13 protein-coding genes are annotated in these 16,308 nt (G+C 67.6%); 5 read left to right on the top strand and 8 right to left on the bottom strand.

Features of this window, described 5'->3' with window-relative positions; genetic code table 11:
* Positions 1-12: 12 nt before the first annotated feature.
* Positions 13-1,179, bottom strand: coding sequence for a putative peptide maturation dehydrogenase (locus K5L94_RS00985; RefSeq protein ID WP_053448499.1), 1,167 nt, complete (start codon positions 1,177-1,179; stop codon positions 13-15).
* A gap of 138 nt (positions 1,180-1,317) precedes the next feature.
* Here K5L94_RS00985 and K5L94_RS00980 point away from each other — a divergent pair, with 138 nt between their 5' ends.
* Positions 1,318-1,614 carry an NHLP-related RiPP peptide gene (locus K5L94_RS00980; RefSeq protein ID WP_053448498.1) on the top strand — a complete coding sequence of 99 codons (297 nt, stop codon included), beginning with the start codon at positions 1,318-1,320 and terminating at the stop codon, positions 1,612-1,614.
* Between the two features lie 7 nt (positions 1,615-1,621).
* Here K5L94_RS00980 and K5L94_RS00975 read toward each other — a convergent pair whose 3' ends face one another.
* From K5L94_RS00975 to aceB, 4 genes are all read right to left on the bottom strand, one after another.
* A complete protein-coding gene (locus K5L94_RS00975) occupies positions 1,622-4,111 on the bottom strand; it encodes a putative peptide modification system cyclase (protein ID WP_053448497.1) in 2,490 nt (829 codons plus the stop codon).
* Positions 4,112-4,124: 13 nt separating this feature from the next.
* Positions 4,125-5,165, bottom strand: a complete 1,041-nt coding sequence (locus K5L94_RS00970; RefSeq protein WP_053448496.1) for a GGDEF domain-containing protein — start codon at positions 5,163-5,165, stop codon at positions 4,125-4,127.
* A 343-nt stretch (positions 5,166-5,508) separates the two neighbouring features.
* The gene (gene aceA, locus K5L94_RS00965; protein ID WP_004153647.1) at positions 5,509-6,810 is read right to left on the bottom strand and encodes an isocitrate lyase; all 1,302 of its coding nucleotides are present in this window, start codon (positions 6,808-6,810) and stop codon (positions 5,509-5,511) included.
* Between the two features lie 66 nt (positions 6,811-6,876).
* A complete protein-coding gene (gene aceB, locus K5L94_RS00960; protein ID WP_274511678.1) occupies positions 6,877-8,499 on the bottom strand; it encodes a malate synthase A in 1,623 nt (540 codons plus the stop codon).
* A 110-nt stretch (positions 8,500-8,609) separates the two neighbouring features.
* On the opposite strand from aceB, the gene K5L94_RS00955 reads away from it, so the two are divergent.
* Both K5L94_RS00955 and K5L94_RS00950 read left to right on the top strand, forming a co-directional pair.
* The gene (locus tag K5L94_RS00955; protein ID WP_274511675.1) at positions 8,610-9,578 is read left to right on the top strand and encodes a LysR family transcriptional regulator; all 969 of its coding nucleotides are present in this window, start codon (positions 8,610-8,612) and stop codon (positions 9,576-9,578) included.
* Positions 9,579-9,881: 303 nt separating this feature from the next.
* Positions 9,882-10,790 carry a LysR family transcriptional regulator gene (locus tag K5L94_RS00950; RefSeq protein ID WP_053448493.1) on the top strand — a complete coding sequence of 303 codons (909 nt, stop codon included), beginning with the start codon at positions 9,882-9,884 and terminating at the stop codon, positions 10,788-10,790.
* Positions 10,791-10,907: 117 nt separating this feature from the next.
* Here K5L94_RS00950 and K5L94_RS00945 read toward each other — a convergent pair whose 3' ends face one another.
* Both K5L94_RS00945 and lepB read right to left on the bottom strand, forming a co-directional pair.
* Positions 10,908-12,164 carry an MFS transporter gene (locus K5L94_RS00945; RefSeq protein ID WP_274511672.1) on the bottom strand — a complete coding sequence of 419 codons (1,257 nt, stop codon included), beginning with the start codon at positions 12,162-12,164 and terminating at the stop codon, positions 10,908-10,910.
* A 124-nt stretch (positions 12,165-12,288) separates the two neighbouring features.
* Positions 12,289-12,915, bottom strand: coding sequence for a signal peptidase I (lepB, locus tag K5L94_RS00940; RefSeq protein ID WP_274511670.1), 627 nt, complete (start codon positions 12,913-12,915; stop codon positions 12,289-12,291).
* 182 nt (positions 12,916-13,097) lie between these two features.
* Between lepB and K5L94_RS00935 the strand changes: the two genes are divergently transcribed.
* Together K5L94_RS00935 and K5L94_RS00930 are read left to right on the top strand one after the other, a co-directional pair.
* Positions 13,098-13,499 carry a hypothetical protein gene (locus K5L94_RS00935; protein WP_008267294.1) on the top strand — a complete coding sequence of 134 codons (402 nt, stop codon included), beginning with the start codon at positions 13,098-13,100 and terminating at the stop codon, positions 13,497-13,499.
* A 3-nt stretch (positions 13,500-13,502) separates the two neighbouring features.
* Positions 13,503-13,949, top strand: coding sequence for a 3-dehydroquinate dehydratase (locus K5L94_RS00930; protein ID WP_004153636.1), 447 nt, complete (start codon positions 13,503-13,505; stop codon positions 13,947-13,949).
* 145 nt (positions 13,950-14,094) lie between these two features.
* Here K5L94_RS00930 and dcp read toward each other — a convergent pair whose 3' ends face one another.
* Positions 14,095-16,251: a peptidyl-dipeptidase Dcp gene (gene dcp / locus K5L94_RS00925; RefSeq protein ID WP_053511857.1), complete on the bottom strand. Its 2,157-nt coding sequence runs from the start codon at positions 16,249-16,251 to the stop codon at positions 14,095-14,097.
* Positions 16,252-16,308 lie beyond the last annotated feature (57 nt).

Below are 16,308 nucleotides of genomic sequence, written 5' to 3'. Positions count from 1 at the left end.
GGCGGCGACCGCTCAGCGGTCGTCGCCCGCCAACACGCGTCCGGCGGGATCGAATTCCGCGGTGTCCAGCGTGGCGCTGCGCCAGCCCAGGCCACAGATGGCCATCGCGCTCTGGCCGATGCCGTCGAAGCCGAACGCCCGATCGACATCGGCATCGTTGATGGCCGCAGTCACGAACGCGGCCAGCCCGCGCTCGGTCGCGCACAGGTACAGCAGCTGCGAGATATGGCCGACATCCAGCGTCACCGCACGGTGCGCCTTGGCATGGTTGCGGTACTTCCAGAAGCAGCGGTCATAACGAGGCGCCAGCACCAGCAGCGCCGGCGCATCGGCAAACCACTCCTGCCCGGACAGCATCCGCCGCGCCAGCGCAGGCAGCGACGGCGGCGGCGGTGAAGGCAGGGGCAGCACGGCGTGCTGCACGGGATGGTAGTGATACAGGCCCGGTGCCAGGCCCTCCACGTTCTGCACCAGCAGGAAGCCCTCGGTGGGATGCAGGCCACCGCCGGAGGGTACGTTCTTCTTCAGGAACTCGGTATCGCGCTCGACCTTCTGCACCGCGTGCGCCATCAGCGTGCGCTGCAGCACCTGGGCCAGCAGCGGCAGCGGCAACGCGCGCTGCGGGTCGAAGTTGCGGCAGGTGGTGCGCCGCGCCAGCAGTGCGTCGAACGCGGCCTCGTCGCTGCGCGGCAGCGGCTGGTAATCGCCCTGCATCGGCTGCACCACCGGCGGTGGCGGCCCCAGGCGCTGGCGCAGGCCGGCCGCCGTGTCCAACCCCTGCCGGCGCATGTCCTCCACGCTGTCCACGGCCTGCCAACGCGCGTGGCGATGGGCCAGTGCGGCCAGCGGCCACCACTGGCTGCGCCGCAACGCCTCATCACGCATCTGGTGCCCCACCTCGCTTGGCGGGTCGGTCAGCAGCAGGCCCTGTTCAACCAGGCGCGCCAGCATCGCCGGGCAGGCATCGGCCGGCGGCTCGCTCCAGCGGTGCGCGCTGAGTTCGCCCAGCAGCTGGCGCTCCTCGGCATCCACCGGCAGGGGCTGGTCCAGATGGGCGGCCAGGGCCACCCAGCTGATCTGGCTGTCCATCTCGGCGTGGCCGGCCAGCATCGCGCGCAGGTCCAGGGTGACCGACTCGCGGGGTTCGAACATCAGGCTGGCGCAGCGGCGCAGGCGCATGGGTTTCCTTCCTTCTGCCGCACAACCGGCATAGCAGCAGCGACCGCAGCGCGGCCAACTTTAGCGATGAACGCGCCATGGCCCTCAATGGCAGGCTGTCGCGGCCGATACGAGACATTCCACCTACGGAAGATCCCCATGAGCACCCATCCCCGCCTTTCCGCCGAAGACGCCAGCACCCTGCTGGACCACCTGATCGGCAACGACGACTTCCGCAACCGCTTCACCGCTTCGCCGGCCAAGGCCCTGGCCTCGATCGGCCTGGACGGCGCTGTCGGCGAAAACGACTGCATGAAGATCGGTACCCTGGCGTCGGTCGAGGAGCTGTGCCGCACGCGCGATTCGCTGCATGCATACCTGAGCACCTCGACCGCCTCGATGACGGTGGTGTTCTGTTTCGAAGCCGACCGCATCGACGAGCGCGTCAACGCCTGAGCCTGCATCAGCGCGGCAGCCGCACCGACGTCGCCTCCGTGGCGATATCGTGCACGTTCAGGGGCTGCCAGACCTGCATGGACGCCACCTCGGCAATGGCCTGGCCGTGGTGCCGGGCCAGCCAGGCCTGTTCGCGGCGCACGCCGGCAGCATCCTGCTCGGCACGCAGTGCCTGCAGCAGCACGACATGGGCCTGCACCGGCTCGGTGCCATCAAAGCTGGGCTCGAGCAGATGGCGCGCCGCCTGCGGCCGTTGTTGTGCAAGCTCGGCCATCGCCAGCACCACGCGGCGCCACTTGCCCACCACGGGGCTGCGCTGCCGCTCCAGCAGTTCGCCATGGTCGCGCAGCCACTCTGCGGCCAGCGCATGCTGGCCCTGGCGCTGGGCCAGATAGGTCAGGGCCAGCAGCTGCAGGCTGCGGCTGCCCACGGCGGAATCGTCGTTCCTGCGCAGCAGCGGCCGCAGCACGGCGGCGATGGATTCAAGCTCCTCCACATCGCCGGGCGTGCACAGCGTGGTCACCGTAGCGTGCTGCAGGCGTTGATGGATCTGGTAGTCAATCAGCTCCGGTGCTGGACCATCCGCAGCAACCGCGGCATGCAGGCTGCTGCAATCACGCTGCTCCGCAGATACCAGCAGGTGCGCCCGCAGCCGCATGCGCTGCTGCAGGTCATCCCCCCGCGGCAACCGCATCAACACCTGCTGCGCCTGTGCGTCCAGGCCCTGCGCAACCAGTACGTCCACCTCCAGGTCGTCGGCCTCATCATTGCCGCGCAGCATCTGTGCCTGATGCAAGGTGCGCATTGCCTGCTGCGGCTGGCCAACGCCCAACTGTGCCCGCGCCAGATGGATCATCGGATACAGCCGCAACGGGTCCTGAGGCACCGTCGCCGCGCGCGCATAAGGCTCGGCCTCGGTGAAGCGATTGTCCTGCAGCAGCGCCCAGGAGGTATTGGACAGTCCCGCAAATGAATCCGGATAGATCTTGGCAAGTGCGCGCCACTGCTCCAGCGGCCAGCCACCGGGTTCCAGTTCGGCCTGCCAGCCCTTCAGGTACAGCCGCTCGCGCGCGGGCAGGCGCTGCTGCTGGGCCAGCGCGTGCTCCAGCGCGTCACGCGCCTGCTGGACCTGCGCGGTGCGGGCCAGCAGCTTGGCCACGCCCATGTAGGCCAGGGCAAAGCCAGGATCGATATCGATCGCCGCCTGGTAGAGGTTGCGTGCTTCCTCGAAGCGACGCTGGCCCAGTGCGTTCTCGGCCAGCGCGAACGCACGCAGGGCGCGCAGGTCCTGGGTCGAAGCCCGCGGCAGTGGCAACGACTGCTCCAGGCTCGCCACCGACTCGCCCAGGCCACGGCGCAGGCGCCCGACCACGTCGTCCACTGCGAACACCATCTGATCGGATCGATCCGCGGTGGCGGTGAACGTCTGTATCACCTGGCCGCTGCCCGGTGCAGCGACGTCGATGGCCAGCTCGTAGCCGCCGATCTTCTGCCGCACGGTCGGCAACAGCACGGCCCGCGCGCCTTCGCGCACCGCCACGTCAACTGCGGTATCCCGGCTCAGCCGGGTATCGCCCGAAAGCCGGGCCATCTCCAGGCTTTCGCGGATCTTGCCCTCGGACAGCACGTTCACGTACCGCGACTGCTCCAGCGCGATCCGGATCGCGTGCCGCATCGACTCGTCGAAGATCGGGTCACCGGTCAGGTTGTCGACATCGGCCAGCACCACCCAGTCGCGCTCGGCGAAGGCGATCGCCGGTTCCGGCCGCAGCAGCAGCCAGCCGCCCAGCACCAGCACTGCCAGCACCAGGCCTTCGGCGGCCAGCACCACCGGCTGCCGCCACAGTGGAAGATCGCGGCGTGCCTTGGCATTGGAGCGCGGCATGCGCAGTGGCGCCGACCCGATCTCGCCCACTTCGATCACTTCCTGCACCACCGGCACACCCTTGAAGCGCCAGCGTCCGTGCGACTTCCACAGCAGGCGCGTGCCACGCTCGCCGAGTGCTTCGGTGGCGCGGTGGGTCAGCGATTCGGCCACGGCCGACAACAGGATCTGGCCCGGGCGTGCCAGCATCATCAAGCGCGCCGCCATCGGCTTGGCCAGGCCTTCCACTTCCATCGACTTGGCGCCGGCGCGGACCGCTTCAGGGCTGTTGTCCCAGGTCAGCACGTCGCCCACGTGCAGGCCGGCACGCGCACGCAGTTCAATCGAGCGCTGCTGGCCCAGCGCATGCAGTTCGCGCTGGTAGTCCAGAGCGAAGCCCAGCGCATCGATGGCGCGCTCGAACAGCATGAACAATCCGTCGGAGCGATCGATCAGCTGGCCGTTCCAGCGGTGCTGCAGCACCAGCACCAGCCGATCGTGTTCCTGGAACAGGCTCGCGGCCGCCACATCGCCGATCCGCTCGACCAGCTGCAGCGAATCACACAGATCGGTGAACAACAGGGCGCGTAGCTGGGGGCTATGCGGGGCTGACGTTCCGTTGTCGCCATTCATTGCCTGCCTCTCCCTATGGGCCGTCCGGATCATCCACCCAGCGCAGGCAGTTGCCGCCATCGCGCTTGGCCTGGTACAGCGCGCGATCGGCGCTGGCATACCATTCGCTCCAGCCCGCATCCGGCGGCAGCAGGCTGGCGCCGATGCTGACCAGGCTCACGTGCGGCGTGCCATGGCTGCGTTCAAGCAGGCCATGCACCGCGCTCAGAATGAACTCGGCCGCGTGCTGCACGATCTCGTGGTTGCCACGGCGCAGGATCAGGCAGAACTCGTCGCCGCCCAGCCGGCAGGCCAGGTCCTGCTCGCCGGCCATCGAGCGCAGGATGTTGCCCATGCTCTGCAGCACGCGGTCGCCGGCCTGGTGGCCATGGCGGTCATTGATCTGCTTGAAGCGGTCGCAGTCGATCAGCAGCAAGGCCTGCGGCAGCCCTTCCTGCTCGGTGCGGCATTCCTGCAGGTACAGGGTCAGACCGCGGCGGTTGTGCAGCCCGGTCAGTTCATCGGTACGCACCAGCTCGCGCGTATGGGTCAACTGATGGGTGGTGATGTACAGGTTGTCCAGCGCGGTTTCCAGATCATGGTTGCGCCGGCGCAGCTGGCTGATCAGGGCCTGTTCGTTGGTCAGCACGCGCATGATCGTGCGGCGCAGGAAGTAGGCGACCAGGCCGGGATCGGATTCGACCAGGCGATGGAAATCGGCCGGCCCCAGTTCCAGCACTTCACAGTCGGCCAGGGCACGGGCGCTGGCACTGCGCAGGTGGTCGCCCACCAGCAGGCCCAGCTCGCCGAAGAACTCATGCTGGCCGAGGGTCTTGATCACAAGGTCTTCGCCGAAGTCCAGTTCGATCTGGCCTTCGAGGATCACATACATGCGTTCGCCACGGTGGCCCCGCTGGAACAGCCACTGTCCGGCATGAAGCTTGCATGGGCGGGCGAATCTGGCGAACAATGTCACCTCGGCATCGGACAGCAGCGCGTGCACGATCTCGGCCATCGCCACCCGGGCGATACCTGACGTCACATCACTGTTCTCGGCCGCACCCCTGCCGGTCATTCCCTGCACCCGCCGCCAGCGTCCCCTGGTGAGCCGCGGAGCATAGCATCGCTTTAAAGTGTGCGCCCTATCTCATTTTGAACCTTCCGGCGCGCTTGTCCGATGTGAAGATGCGTGGTGGCCGGTTCTGGTCACTGTCACCTGCCCAAAAGTCCTGCCGGATCAATCCGATGGCCGTCTTCACAGGGTTTCGGCCAAGTTTCCGCGCTGGGGGGTGCGCCGGATTGACGCTGTCCGCGTTCACCGCTGTTCCACCGATACAACAACGCCGGCAGGTCCCCCGACCGGCCGGCGTTGCCTGGCCCTTCCCTGGCCACCCTGATCGTTCTGAAGCCCTACCGCATTACGCCGCGCGCTCGCTGCGGCCGCCGTGGAACTGCTCTTCCTCGGTCGAGCCGGTCAGCGCGGTGGTCGACGACTGGCCCTGCTGGATCGCCTGGGTCACCGCGTCGAAGTAGCCGGTGCCGACCTCGCGCTGGTGCTTGACCGCGGTGAAGCCACGCTCGGCTGCTTCGAACTCGGCTTCCTGCAGCTCTACGAAGGCGCTCATCTGGCGACGCGCATAGCCGTGGGCCAGGTTGAACATGCCGTAGTTCAGCGCGTGGAAACCGGCCAGGGTGATGAACTGGAACTTGTAGCCGTAGCTGCCCAGTTCACGCTGGAACTTCGCAATGGTCGCGTCGTCCAGGTTCTTCTTCCAGTTGAAGCTGGGCGAGCAGTTGTAGGCCAGCAGCTTGCCCGGGAACTTCGCATGGATCGCCTCGGCGAACTTGCGCGCGAACTCCAGGTCCGGCTTGCCGGTCTCGCACCACACCAGGTCGGCGTAGGGTGCGTAGGCCAGGCCGCGGCTGATCGCCTGGTCCAGGCCATTGCGGGTCTTGTAGAAGCCTTCCACGGTGCGCTCGCCGGTGGCGAACGGTTTGTCGTTGCCGTCGATGTCGCTGGTCAGCAGATCGGCGGCTTCGGCATCGGTGCGCGCCACCAGCAGGGTCGGCACGCCCAGCACGTCCGCGGCCAGGCGCGCGGCGTTGAGCTTCTCGATCGCCTCGCGGGTCGGCACCAGCACCTTGCCGCCCATGTGGCCGCACTTCTTCACCGAGGCCAGCTGGTCTTCGAAGTGCACGCCGGCGGCACCGGCCTCGATCATCGCCTTCATCAGTTCGAAGGCGTTGAGCACGCCGCCGAAACCGGCTTCGGCGTCGGCCACGATCGGCTGCAGGAAGTCGATGTCGTCCTTGCCTTCGGCGTGGTGCAGCTGGTCCGCGCGCAGCAGGGTGTTGTTGATGCGCTTGACCACCGCCGGCACCGAATCGGCCGGGTACAGTGACTGGTCCGGGTACATCTGCCCCGCCAGGTTGGCGTCGGCCGCCACCTGCCATCCGGACAGGTAGATCGCCTTCAGGCCGGCCTTGACCTGCTGCATGGCCTGGTTGCCGGTCAGCGCACCCAGCGCGTTGACGAACTCGCGCTCATGCAGCGATGCCCACAGCTTCTCCGCGCCCAGGCGGGCCAGCGAATGCTCGATGTGCACGGTGCCGCGCAGGCGCACCACGTCGGCGGCGCTGTAGTTGCGCTGGATGCCTTCCCAGCGCGGGTTGGTATCCCAGTCGTGCTGGATCTGTTCGGCAGTGGGCAGCTTGCTCATGTCTTTCTCCAGTTCGGTTGGTGCGTGCAGCGGGGAGGGAAGCGGCGGTGGAACGCGGGCGCTCGATCAGTCGATGCGTGCGTAGGCCGGCAGGGTCAGGAAATCGGTCAGTTCGTCGCTGCGGCTCAGTTCGCCCAGCAGGGCGATGGCCTCGCCGATGCGTGCGCCACCGGGCAGCGCGGCGGTATCGCCCAGCCGCGCCGGCAGCTGCGCCAGCGTGGCATCGAGCAGGGCCAGGTCGATCGCGGTGCCGTCGTCCAGTTGCTGGCCCGGCGTGTGCAGCCACTGCCACAGCTGGCTACGGCTGATCTCGGCGGTGGCCGCGTCCTCCATCAGGTGATGGATCGGCACGCAGCCGTTGCCATCCAGCCATGCGGCCAGGTAACGCACGCAGACTTCCACGTTGCCTTCGAAGCCGGCGCGGGTGATGGTGCCAGACGGCCGCGCGATCAGTTCGTCGCGGCCGACACGCACATCCTGGCGCAGCACGCTGTGCTGGTTCGGGGTAGGCATGTGCTCGTCGAAGATCGCCATCGCCACCGCAATCAGCGCCGGATGCGCGACCCAGGTACCGTCGTGGCCGGCGGTCACTTCGCGCAGCTTGTCGGCGCGCACGCGGGCCATCGCCTGTTCGTTGGCGGCCGCATCGTTGTTGATCGGGATCTGCGCGGCCATGCCGCCCATCGCATGCGCACCGCGGCGGTGGCAGGTCTGGATCAGCCGTTCCGAATAGGCCTTCAGGAATGGCTGGGTCATGGTCACCTGGCCGCGTTCGGGCAGCACGCGGTCGGCGTGGCGGCGGAAGGTCTTCAGGTACGAGAAGATGTAATCCCAGCGCCCGCAGTTCAGGCCGACGATGCGGTCGCGCAGCGCGTGCAGGATCTCGTCCATCTCGAACACCGCCGGCAGCGTTTCGATCAGCACCGTCACCTTGATCTGGCCGTGCGGCAGGCCGAGCATGCCTTCGATGTGCGACAGCGCGGTCTCCCACAGCGCCGCCTCTTCCATGCTCTGCAGCTTGGGCAGGTAGAAGTACGGGCCGCGGTCCTTGGCCTGCAGCGCGCGCGCGTTATGGAACGCGAACACCGCCGCATCGAACAGGCCACCGGCCAGCGGCTGGCCATCGATGGCCACGTGCTTTTCGTCCAGGTGCCAGCCGCGCGGGCGCACGATCAGCACCGCCTGTTCGTCGTACGGGCGCAGGCGGTAGTGCTTTCCATTGGGTGCGGTGTATTCCAGGTCACCACGCACGGCGGCGGCCAGCGACTGCTGCCCGGCCAGCAGGTTGCGCCAGGTCGGCGAGGTCGAATCCTCGAAGTCGGCCATGAACACCTTGGCGCCGGAGTTCAGCGCGTTGATGACCATCTTCGGATCGGTCGGGCCGGTGATCTCGACGCGGCGGTCCTGCAATGCGTCCGGCAGCGGCGCGACGGTCCAGTCGCCGCTGCGGATCGCGGCGGTGTCTTCGCGGAAATCCGGCAGGCCGCCCTGGTCGAAGAACGCCTGGCGTTCGCGGCGCGCCTGCAGCCGTGCCTGCCGGCCCGGTTCCACCGCACGGTGCAGCGACACCAGCAGGGCCAGCAGCGGCGCCGGCAGCACGGTGTCCTGGCCGGCCACGCGGGTCGCCAGGGCGATGCCGGGGGTGGCCTTGGCAGCGGGGGTGGGAACAGCGGAAGCGACGGCGGACATGAGGCGACTCCAGCAGTGGGGGAACGTCTCCACGGTGCCGCCGGGGCCGAGTATTTGGCAAAACAGTTTTTGCAATGTTCTACATAAACTGTGCTAATACTTATGACGCGATGACCACACGCCCCTCGCCAAGTCCGCGTTTTTCCTACAAATCTGACCGGTTGAAACCGCTGCGCGCATTCTGCCAGACGGTGCGGCTGGGTTCGGTCTCACGGGCGGCTGAGGCACTTTTCGTCAGCCAGCCGGCGATCAGCCTGCAGCTGCAGGCCTTGGAACGGGAGCTGGGGGTGCCGCTGTTCGAGCGCAGCGGGCGGCGCCTGGTGCCCAGCCGCGAGGGCCAGCTGCTGTATGAAATGGCGCAGCCGCTGGTGGAGAACCTGGACGGGCTGGAGGCGCGCTTCCGCGACAAGGTGCGCGGGCTGGATGCGGGCGAGCTGAACATCGCCGCCAACAGTTCGACCATCCTGTACCTGCTGCCGAAGATCGTCGAGCGCTTCCGGATGCATCATCCGGACGTGCGCCTGACGCTGCACAACGCGATCAGTGCCGATGGCACCGACCTGCTGCGCGAGGATGCCGCCGACCTGGCGATCGGTTCGATGACCGATGTGCCGGCCGACCTCAGCTATGCCCCGGCTTACCGCTTCGAACAGGTGCTGATCGCGCCGCACGACCATCCGCTGGCCAGTGGCGGCGAGCTGGAGCTGGCCGACATCGCGCGCCATCCGCTGGTGCTGCCGCCGAAGCGGCAGATCACCTACCGCCTGGTCGACCAGGTGTTCCAGCGCCACCGCATCGCCTACACCGTGGCGCTGGAGGTCGGTGGCTGGGAGGTGATCAAGCAGTACGTGGCGATGGGCATGGGCATTTCCATCGTGCCGGCGCTGTGCCTGAACGAAGCCGACCACGAGCGGCTGGCGGCGCGGTCGATGAAGCGCTGGTTCCCGGAGCGCAGCTACGGGGTGATCGTGCGCCGCGGCAAGGCGTTGTCGGCGCAGGCGCGGGCGTTCATCGAGATGATCCAGCCGGAGTTGTTCAGTCCGCGCGATTACGACCAGAGCGGGCATTCCGAGCGGTGAGAGGTGCTCTGGTTTGCAGGGCTGCCGCCCTGCACCTGCTTCAAGCCAGAGCAACGTCAAAAGCGAGCTATCCGTAGATGGCGGTGCGGTGTGGGTAGGCAGGACACGCCGTAAACCCATCCATGGGGGCTCGATGGCGCCATCCATGGCGCCAACGGTCCTGCCCACCCACTCCGCCCCGCCTCTGACAGTTGGTCGCTGCTGTTGGTGCCAGCTGCTGTTGGTGGGTGCCGACCGTTGGTCGGCACGGGATCGGATCCCATCTCTGATTCATTTCCGGCTGACGATGAATACACTGGGCCCATGTCCATCGAACTGCGCCACCTGCGCTACTTCCTCGCCGTTGCCGATACGCTGCACTTCGGTCAGGCGGCGGAGCGGTTGGGCATGTCGCAGCCGCCACTCAGCCAGCAGATCCGCCAGCTGGAGGAACTGATCGGGGCGCGCCTGTTCGTGCGCAGCCATCGCCGCGTGCAGCTGACGCCCGCCGGGCAGCTGCTGCAGGAACGGGCACGGGCCATCGTGCAGCAGGTGGAAGCGGCGGTGGACGAGGTGCAGCGCGCGCAGCGCGGCGAGCAGGGCGAGCTGCATATTGGGCTGACCCGGGCCACGCCGCTGTCGCCGCAGATTCCGCGTTCGATCCTGCATTACCGCCAGCAGTATCCGCAGGTGCGGTTGCAGCTGAGCGAGATGAACACCCTGCAGCAGATCGATGCGCTGCTCGATGGCAGCCTGGACGTGGGCATCATCCGCAAGCGCACGTTGCCACCCGAGCTGGTGGCGCACAGCCTGTTCGTCGATCCGCTGGCGTTGATCGTGCATGCCGGCCACCCGGCCCTGCGCCGGCTCTCGAAGCAGGGCACGCTGTCGCTGCGCGACTTCGCACAGGAGCCGTTCGTGGCGTTCCGGCGCAGTGCCGGTGCAGGTATCCACGACCACATGATCGCGCTGTGTGCGGCGGCGGGCTTCACGCCGCGCATCGTGCAGGAGGCCGGTGAAGCCTCAACGCTGATCAGCCTGGCCGCGGCCGGGCTGGGCGCGGCGATCCTACCGTCGTCGTGCGATCACATCCGCGTGGAAGGCGCGCGCTTCGTGGCGCTCGCCGATGCCGGTGCGCATTCGGAAGTGCAGCTGGCATGGCGCCGCGAAGGGGTGACGCCGCTGATCCGCAACTTCGCCACGCTGCTGCGCGAGGCGTTTGCGGAGGGGTGATGCGGTCGACCATGCAGCCTTGGTAGATGCCAACCTTGGTTGGCCGTCCTGCCAGAGCGCCGACCAAGGTCGGCATCTACCAGAGCAGCGCCGCGCCCCAGTGAAACGCGCGTTGGATCACGCCGTCACCGGCTGCGGGGCGCGCTGCTGCAGTGCCCAGACGATACCGCCGCCGATCAGGGTCAGCACGGCAGCGAAGGCACACACCCCCCGCCAGTCCCAGGCCGTGTAGGCCAGCCCACCCACCCCGCCCAGCACGCTCGAGCCAAGGTAGTAGGCAAACAGGTACAGCGCCGAGGCTTCGGCGCGCATCGTGCCGGCGCGGCTGCCAACCCAGCTGCTGGCCACCGAGTGGCCACCGAAGAAGCCGAACGTGACCAGTGCGATGCCCAGAGCCATCGTGCGCAGCCACGGCATCGCCAGCAGTGCGATGCCGGCGCCGATCAGTGCAAACGAGATCGACAGGATGCGGCCGCGCCCGTAGCGCGTGGCCTGCTGGCCCATCCACGCCGAGCTGAATGTGCCGACCAGATAGACGCTGAAAATCAGGCCGACCACGGTCTGGCTGAGGTGATACGGCGGCGCCAGCAGGTGGTAGCCCAGGTAGTTGTAGAGGGTGACGAACACGCCCATCAGCACGAACGAGGTGGCGAACAGCCACGGCAGGCCGGGGTCGGCAAACAGCGCGCGCCAGCGCGACGGCAACTGGCGCAGGCCGCCGCGACGGGCCTGGAAATGCCGCGACGGCGGCAGCTGCAGCCACAGCAGCACGGTGCTGGCGATGGCAATGATCGAGACCACGCCGATGCCCCAGCGCCAGCCCCAGTGGTCGGCGATGATGCCGGCCAGCAGGCGGCCGCTCATGCCACCGATGGCGTTGCCGCCGATGTACAGGCCCATCGCCAGGCCCAGTGCGCGGCTGTCCATTTCCTCCACCAGGTAGGTCATCGCCACCGCCGGTACGCCGCTCAGCGCCAGGCCGAGCAGGGTGCGCAGCACCAGCAGCGTGGTCCAGTCGTCCACCAGTGCGGTGCACAGCGACAGGATGGCCGACGCGAGCAGCGCGGCGATCATCAACGGGCGGCGGCCGATCGCATCGGACAGCAGCCCGGCCAGCAGCATCGCCACCGCCAGCGTGCCGGTGGTCAGCGACAGCGACATTGCGCTGCCGGCAGCGGAGACGCCGAAATGACGGCTGAACTCGGGCAGCAGCGGCTGCACCGTATACAGCAGGCCGAAGGTGGAGAAGCCAGCCAGGAACAGCGCCAGCGCGGTACGCCGGAAGGCGGGGGTACCCTGCTGGATGCGGGTCTCGGCAGCAGGGTCGACAGTGTGGGGGCGGCGTTCGACGGCCGCCGCGGTTTCGCCAGTCATGGGATCGATGGGCCGGTGAGGACGGCCGGGCGTGGGAGGGAACGGGCCCCAGACTAGGCCCGTTGATCCAGTCGATCCATAACCTGATAGGTCATGATTGATACACAGGAAGTATCAATTCAGCTTACAGTCGCTGCCATTCGAACCCGTCGCCGCGGCGGTAGTACACCGTCACGGCGCGGCCATACAGTTTGTCGGCGTCGACGAAGCCGAAGAAGCGGCCGTCAAAGCTGTTGCCGCGGTGGTCACCCAGCACCAGCACCTTGCCGGCCGGCACCACCAGATCGGCGATGTCCGGGCCGCCGCCCATGTCCAGATCGAGGCGGGCGCGGCGCTGGCCGAAGGCTTCCACGTCCTGCACATCGGCGATCTGCAGCGGCTGGCCGTTGATGCTCAGATGGCCTTCATGCAGCTGCACGTGGTCGCCGGCTACCGCCGCCACGCGCTTGATCAGACGGGTGCCATCGGCCGGCGAGTCGAACACCGCCACTTCGCCGCGCTGCGGGCTGCCGGTCGCCATCAGTTCCTTGCCAGTGAACGGCAGGCGCAGGCCATACGCGCGCATGTCCACCACCACCCGGTCGCCAGGCTGCAGGGTTGGCTGCATCGAGCCACTGGGCACCACGTAGTGGTTGGCCAGGGTGTCGCGGGCGGCGGCCAGCAGGCCGAGCATCACCAGCAGCGGCAATGCTTCCTTCTTCAGCCAGGTAAGCGCACGTTCGGAAAAGGGAGGGCGGGCAACAGCATCCATGGCAGGCTCCGGGTGGTCGGTAGCGGTATCAGACCACACGCAGGCGTCGCAGGTTCCCGGCAGCGCGGGACATGGGTTACGCAGGTTTTACGCCCCGGCCCGGCGGCGGGCATCGCACCTTTACGGCCAGCGCGCGCATCGTGTGCCCACCGCGCCACAGGGCGCATTCCGCAAGGTGTTGTATGACCCTCCTGGTGATCCGCCACGCATCTCCGTCGGCGCCGCGCCCGCAGCTGCCGGCGCAGTTGAGCGGCCATCGCGTGCTGTGCAGCGACTGCGCCAGCCTGTCCGAAGTGCGCCAGTGCCTGTGCCAGCCGCAGGCGCGCTCGGCCGACTGGGTGCTGCTGGATGTCGGCACCGCCGACGAGGCGCAGTGGCAGGCCGAAGGTGGCGCGCTGCAGGCGGCACTGGAACGGCTGCCGGCGCAGTACATCGAGCTGCAGGCCCGCAGCGAGCCGGGCCTGGATGCACGCCTGCGCCTGCAGCACGGTCCGGCCGCGGTGGTGGTCGACCAGCGCAGCCAGCAGGCCGGTTACCCGTTGTCGCTGGCCATCGTTGGCCGCCGCCTGGCGCAGGAGGGCTGAGCCATGTCGATCTTCATCATCCGTGGCCCGGAAGCGGCCGGTGCGCTGATCCGTACCGCGATGCCGCTGCCGGCGCCGGTCCTGAAGTCGCTGGTGCATCGCGCGATCGACGCCGGCACCAGCGTGGCGATCCGCGCGTGTGGTTCGGAGCAGGAACTGCTGGACGCGCTGCGCGTGGCCGACCACAGCCGTGGCGAGGTGACCCTGCTCGATCCGGGTGCGTGTGCCAACAGCCTGCGCCTGCAGCGGCTGCTGCCGTACCTGCACAATGCCTACGTGGAAGTGCATGACGACGGCGCGGTGGCCGAACCGTGCCTGCCGGCCGGGGTTGGCCAGCGCCTGGGCATCGCCGCGGGGTATGGCGCGCAGAGCTATGTGCTGGCGCTGGACATCGCGCTGGATCACCTGGGATTGGCCGAGCAGGCGAACCGCGTGCACGTAGGCACGTAACCCGCTTGTGTAGAGTCGAGCCATGCTCGACTGGCTTTTCATCGAAAGGCAGCCGAGCATGGCTCGGCTCTACAGAAGAACGTCGAGCATGGCTCGACGCTACACAACGAAAAACGGCGGGGTTGCCCCCGCCGTTTTCGATTTCTTATTTCAGCCCGCGGAACTTCAGCAGCGGCTCCACCGACGGGTCCTTGCCGCGGAAATCGCGGTACAGGGTCGACAGCTCCACGCTGTTGCCACGCGAGAGGATCTTGTCGCGGAACTCCTGGCCGTTGGCGGCGGTCAGGCCACCGTGCTCGGTGAACCACTGGTAGGCGTCGTGGTCGAGCACTTCGGCCCAGAAGTAGGCGTAGTAACCGGCCGAGTAGCCACCGCCCCAGATGTGGTCGAAGTAGGTGGTGCGGTAGCGCGGCGGCACCTGCGGCAGGTCGACCTTGAACTTCTTCAGCGCGCTGGCTTCAAAGGCGCCCACATCCTGCAGCGGCGCGTCGGCCTTCTGCGTGTGCCAGGCCAGGTCCAGCAATGCGGCCGACAGGTACTCGGTGGTCGCATAGCCCTGGTTGAAGCTGCGTGCCTTGAGGATCTTGTCGACCAGTTCCTGCGGCATCGCCTCGCCGGTCTTGTAGTGCTTGGCGTAGTTGGCGAACACCTTCGGGTCCAGCGCCCAGTGCTCGTTGAACTGCGACGGGAACTCGACGAAGTCGCGCGAGGTGGCGGTGCCGGCGATCGACGGGTACTTCACGTTCGAGAACATGCCGTGCAGCGCATGGCCGAACTCATGGAACATGGTGGTGACGTCGTCGAAGCTGATCAGCGCAGGCTGGCCGGCGGCCGGCTTGGTGAAGTTGCAGACGTTGTAGACCACCGGCTTGGCACCGGTCAGGCCGTCCTGTTCGACGAACACGTCCATCCAGGCGCCGCCGGACTTGCTGTCACGCTTGAAGTAGTCGGTGTAGAACAGGGCCAGCGAGGTGCCGTCCTTGTCGAACACTTCGTACACCTTCATGTCCGGGTTGTAGGTCGGAATGTCGGTACGCGGCTTGAAGGTGATGCCGTACAGCTGGGTGGCGGCGTAGAAGACGCCGTTCTGCAGCACGTTGTCCAGTTCGAAGTACGGCTTGATCTGCGACTCGTCCAGATCGTACTTGGCCTTGCGCACCTGCTCGGCGTAGAAGTCCCAGTCCGATGCAGCGACCTGGAAGCCGCCCTTCTGCGCGTCGATCACCTTCTGGATCTCGCCGGCTTCGGCGCGGGCCTTGGCGGTGGCGGCCGGCACGGTGTCGGTCAGCAGCTTCAGCGCGGCGGCCGGGGTCTTGGCCATCTGGTCGCCCAGCTGGTAGTCGGCGAAGGTATCGAAGCCGAGCAGCTTGGCCTTCTGCGCACGCAGCTGGGCCAGGCGCTGCACGGTCTGCCGGGTGTCGTTGGCATCACCGCGCTCGGCACGGGTTTCCGAAGCCTTCAGCACGGCCGCGCGCTGGTCGCGGTCGCTGAGCGAGCCGAGCACCGGCTGCTGGGTGGTGTTCTGCAGCGGCAGCACGAACTTGCCGTCCAGCTTGCGGTCCTTGGCGGCGGCGGCCGCGTTGTTGATCGCGTCCTCGTCCAGCCCGGCCAGCTTGGCCTTGTCGTCGACGACCACGGCGGCGGCGGCGGTGGCGGCCACCAGGCGGGTGTGGAACTGGGTGGAGAGGGTGGTCTCTTCCACGTTGAGCTTGCGCAGCGATGCCTTGTCGGCGTCGGACAGCTGCGCACCGGCACGTACCAGGCCGTCGTAGTAGTGCTCGACCAGGCGCTTCTGCACCGGGTCCAGCTCCAGCGTGTCGCGCTGGTCATAGATCGACTTCACGCGCGCGAACAGCTTCGGATCGAGGTTGATCTCGTCCTGGTGCGCGGCCAGCTTCGGCGCCACTTCTTCCTGGATCTTCTGGCGCGCGTCGTTGGTATCGGCCTGGACCAGGCCGAAGAAGATGCGCGACACGCGGGTCAGGGTCTCGCCGCTGCGCTCCATCGCCACGATGGTGTTGTCGAAGGTGGCCGGTTCGCTGCTGTCGGCGATCTTGCGCACGTCGGCCAGGTGCTGGCGCATGCCTTCCTCGAAGGCCGGCAGGTAGTCGCTGTCCTTGATCTTGTCGAACTGCGGCGCCTGGAACGGCAGCGTGCTGGCGCTCAGCAGCGGGTTGGTGGAGGCTTCGGCCGGCTGCTGGGCCGGGGTCTTCTGGGCTTCGGACACGGGGGTGGACTCCTTGCCGGAACAGGCCGCCAGCGCCAGGCTGATGGCGGCGGCCAGGACTACGGTACGCGACATGTAAAACGCTCCTTGGGCAGACGGTATGGAATACCAGCCCTCCACCCTACTCCTGTC

Source organism: Stenotrophomonas forensis, from assembly GCF_028752115.1.
Taxonomy (GTDB): domain Bacteria; phylum Pseudomonadota; class Gammaproteobacteria; order Xanthomonadales; family Xanthomonadaceae; genus Stenotrophomonas; species Stenotrophomonas forensis.
Note: the sequence above shows the minus strand (reverse complement) of the source record. Positions and strands in the feature narration are given on the sequence as shown.

Coding starts and splice junctions, on each gene's coding strand:
- K5L94_RS00970 (WP_053448496.1), bottom strand. CDS start 5,165: ATGACCGGCAGGGGTGCGGCCGAGAACAGTGATGTGACGTCAGGTATC.
- dcp (WP_053511857.1), bottom strand. CDS start 16,251: ATGTCGCGTACCGTAGTCCTGGCCGCCGCCATCAGCCTGGCGCTGGCG.
- K5L94_RS00955 (WP_274511675.1), top strand. CDS start 8,610: ATGACCACACGCCCCTCGCCAAGTCCGCGTTTTTCCTACAAATCTGAC.
- K5L94_RS00945 (WP_274511672.1), bottom strand. CDS start 12,164: ATGACTGGCGAAACCGCGGCGGCCGTCGAACGCCGCCCCCACACTGTC.
- lepB (WP_274511670.1), bottom strand. CDS start 12,915: ATGGATGCTGTTGCCCGCCCTCCCTTTTCCGAACGTGCGCTTACCTGG.
- K5L94_RS00980 (WP_053448498.1), top strand. CDS start 1,318: ATGAGCACCCATCCCCGCCTTTCCGCCGAAGACGCCAGCACCCTGCTG.
- K5L94_RS00935 (WP_008267294.1), top strand. CDS start 13,098: ATGACCCTCCTGGTGATCCGCCACGCATCTCCGTCGGCGCCGCGCCCG.
- K5L94_RS00975 (WP_053448497.1), bottom strand. CDS start 4,111: ATGAATGGCGACAACGGAACGTCAGCCCCGCATAGCCCCCAGCTACGC.
- K5L94_RS00985 (WP_053448499.1), bottom strand. CDS start 1,179: ATGCGCCTGCGCCGCTGCGCCAGCCTGATGTTCGAACCCCGCGAGTCG.
- K5L94_RS00930 (WP_004153636.1), top strand. CDS start 13,503: ATGTCGATCTTCATCATCCGTGGCCCGGAAGCGGCCGGTGCGCTGATC.
- aceB (WP_274511678.1), bottom strand. CDS start 8,499: ATGTCCGCCGTCGCTTCCGCTGTTCCCACCCCCGCTGCCAAGGCCACC.
- K5L94_RS00950 (WP_053448493.1), top strand. CDS start 9,882: ATGTCCATCGAACTGCGCCACCTGCGCTACTTCCTCGCCGTTGCCGAT.
- aceA (WP_004153647.1), bottom strand. CDS start 6,810: ATGAGCAAGCTGCCCACTGCCGAACAGATCCAGCACGACTGGGATACC.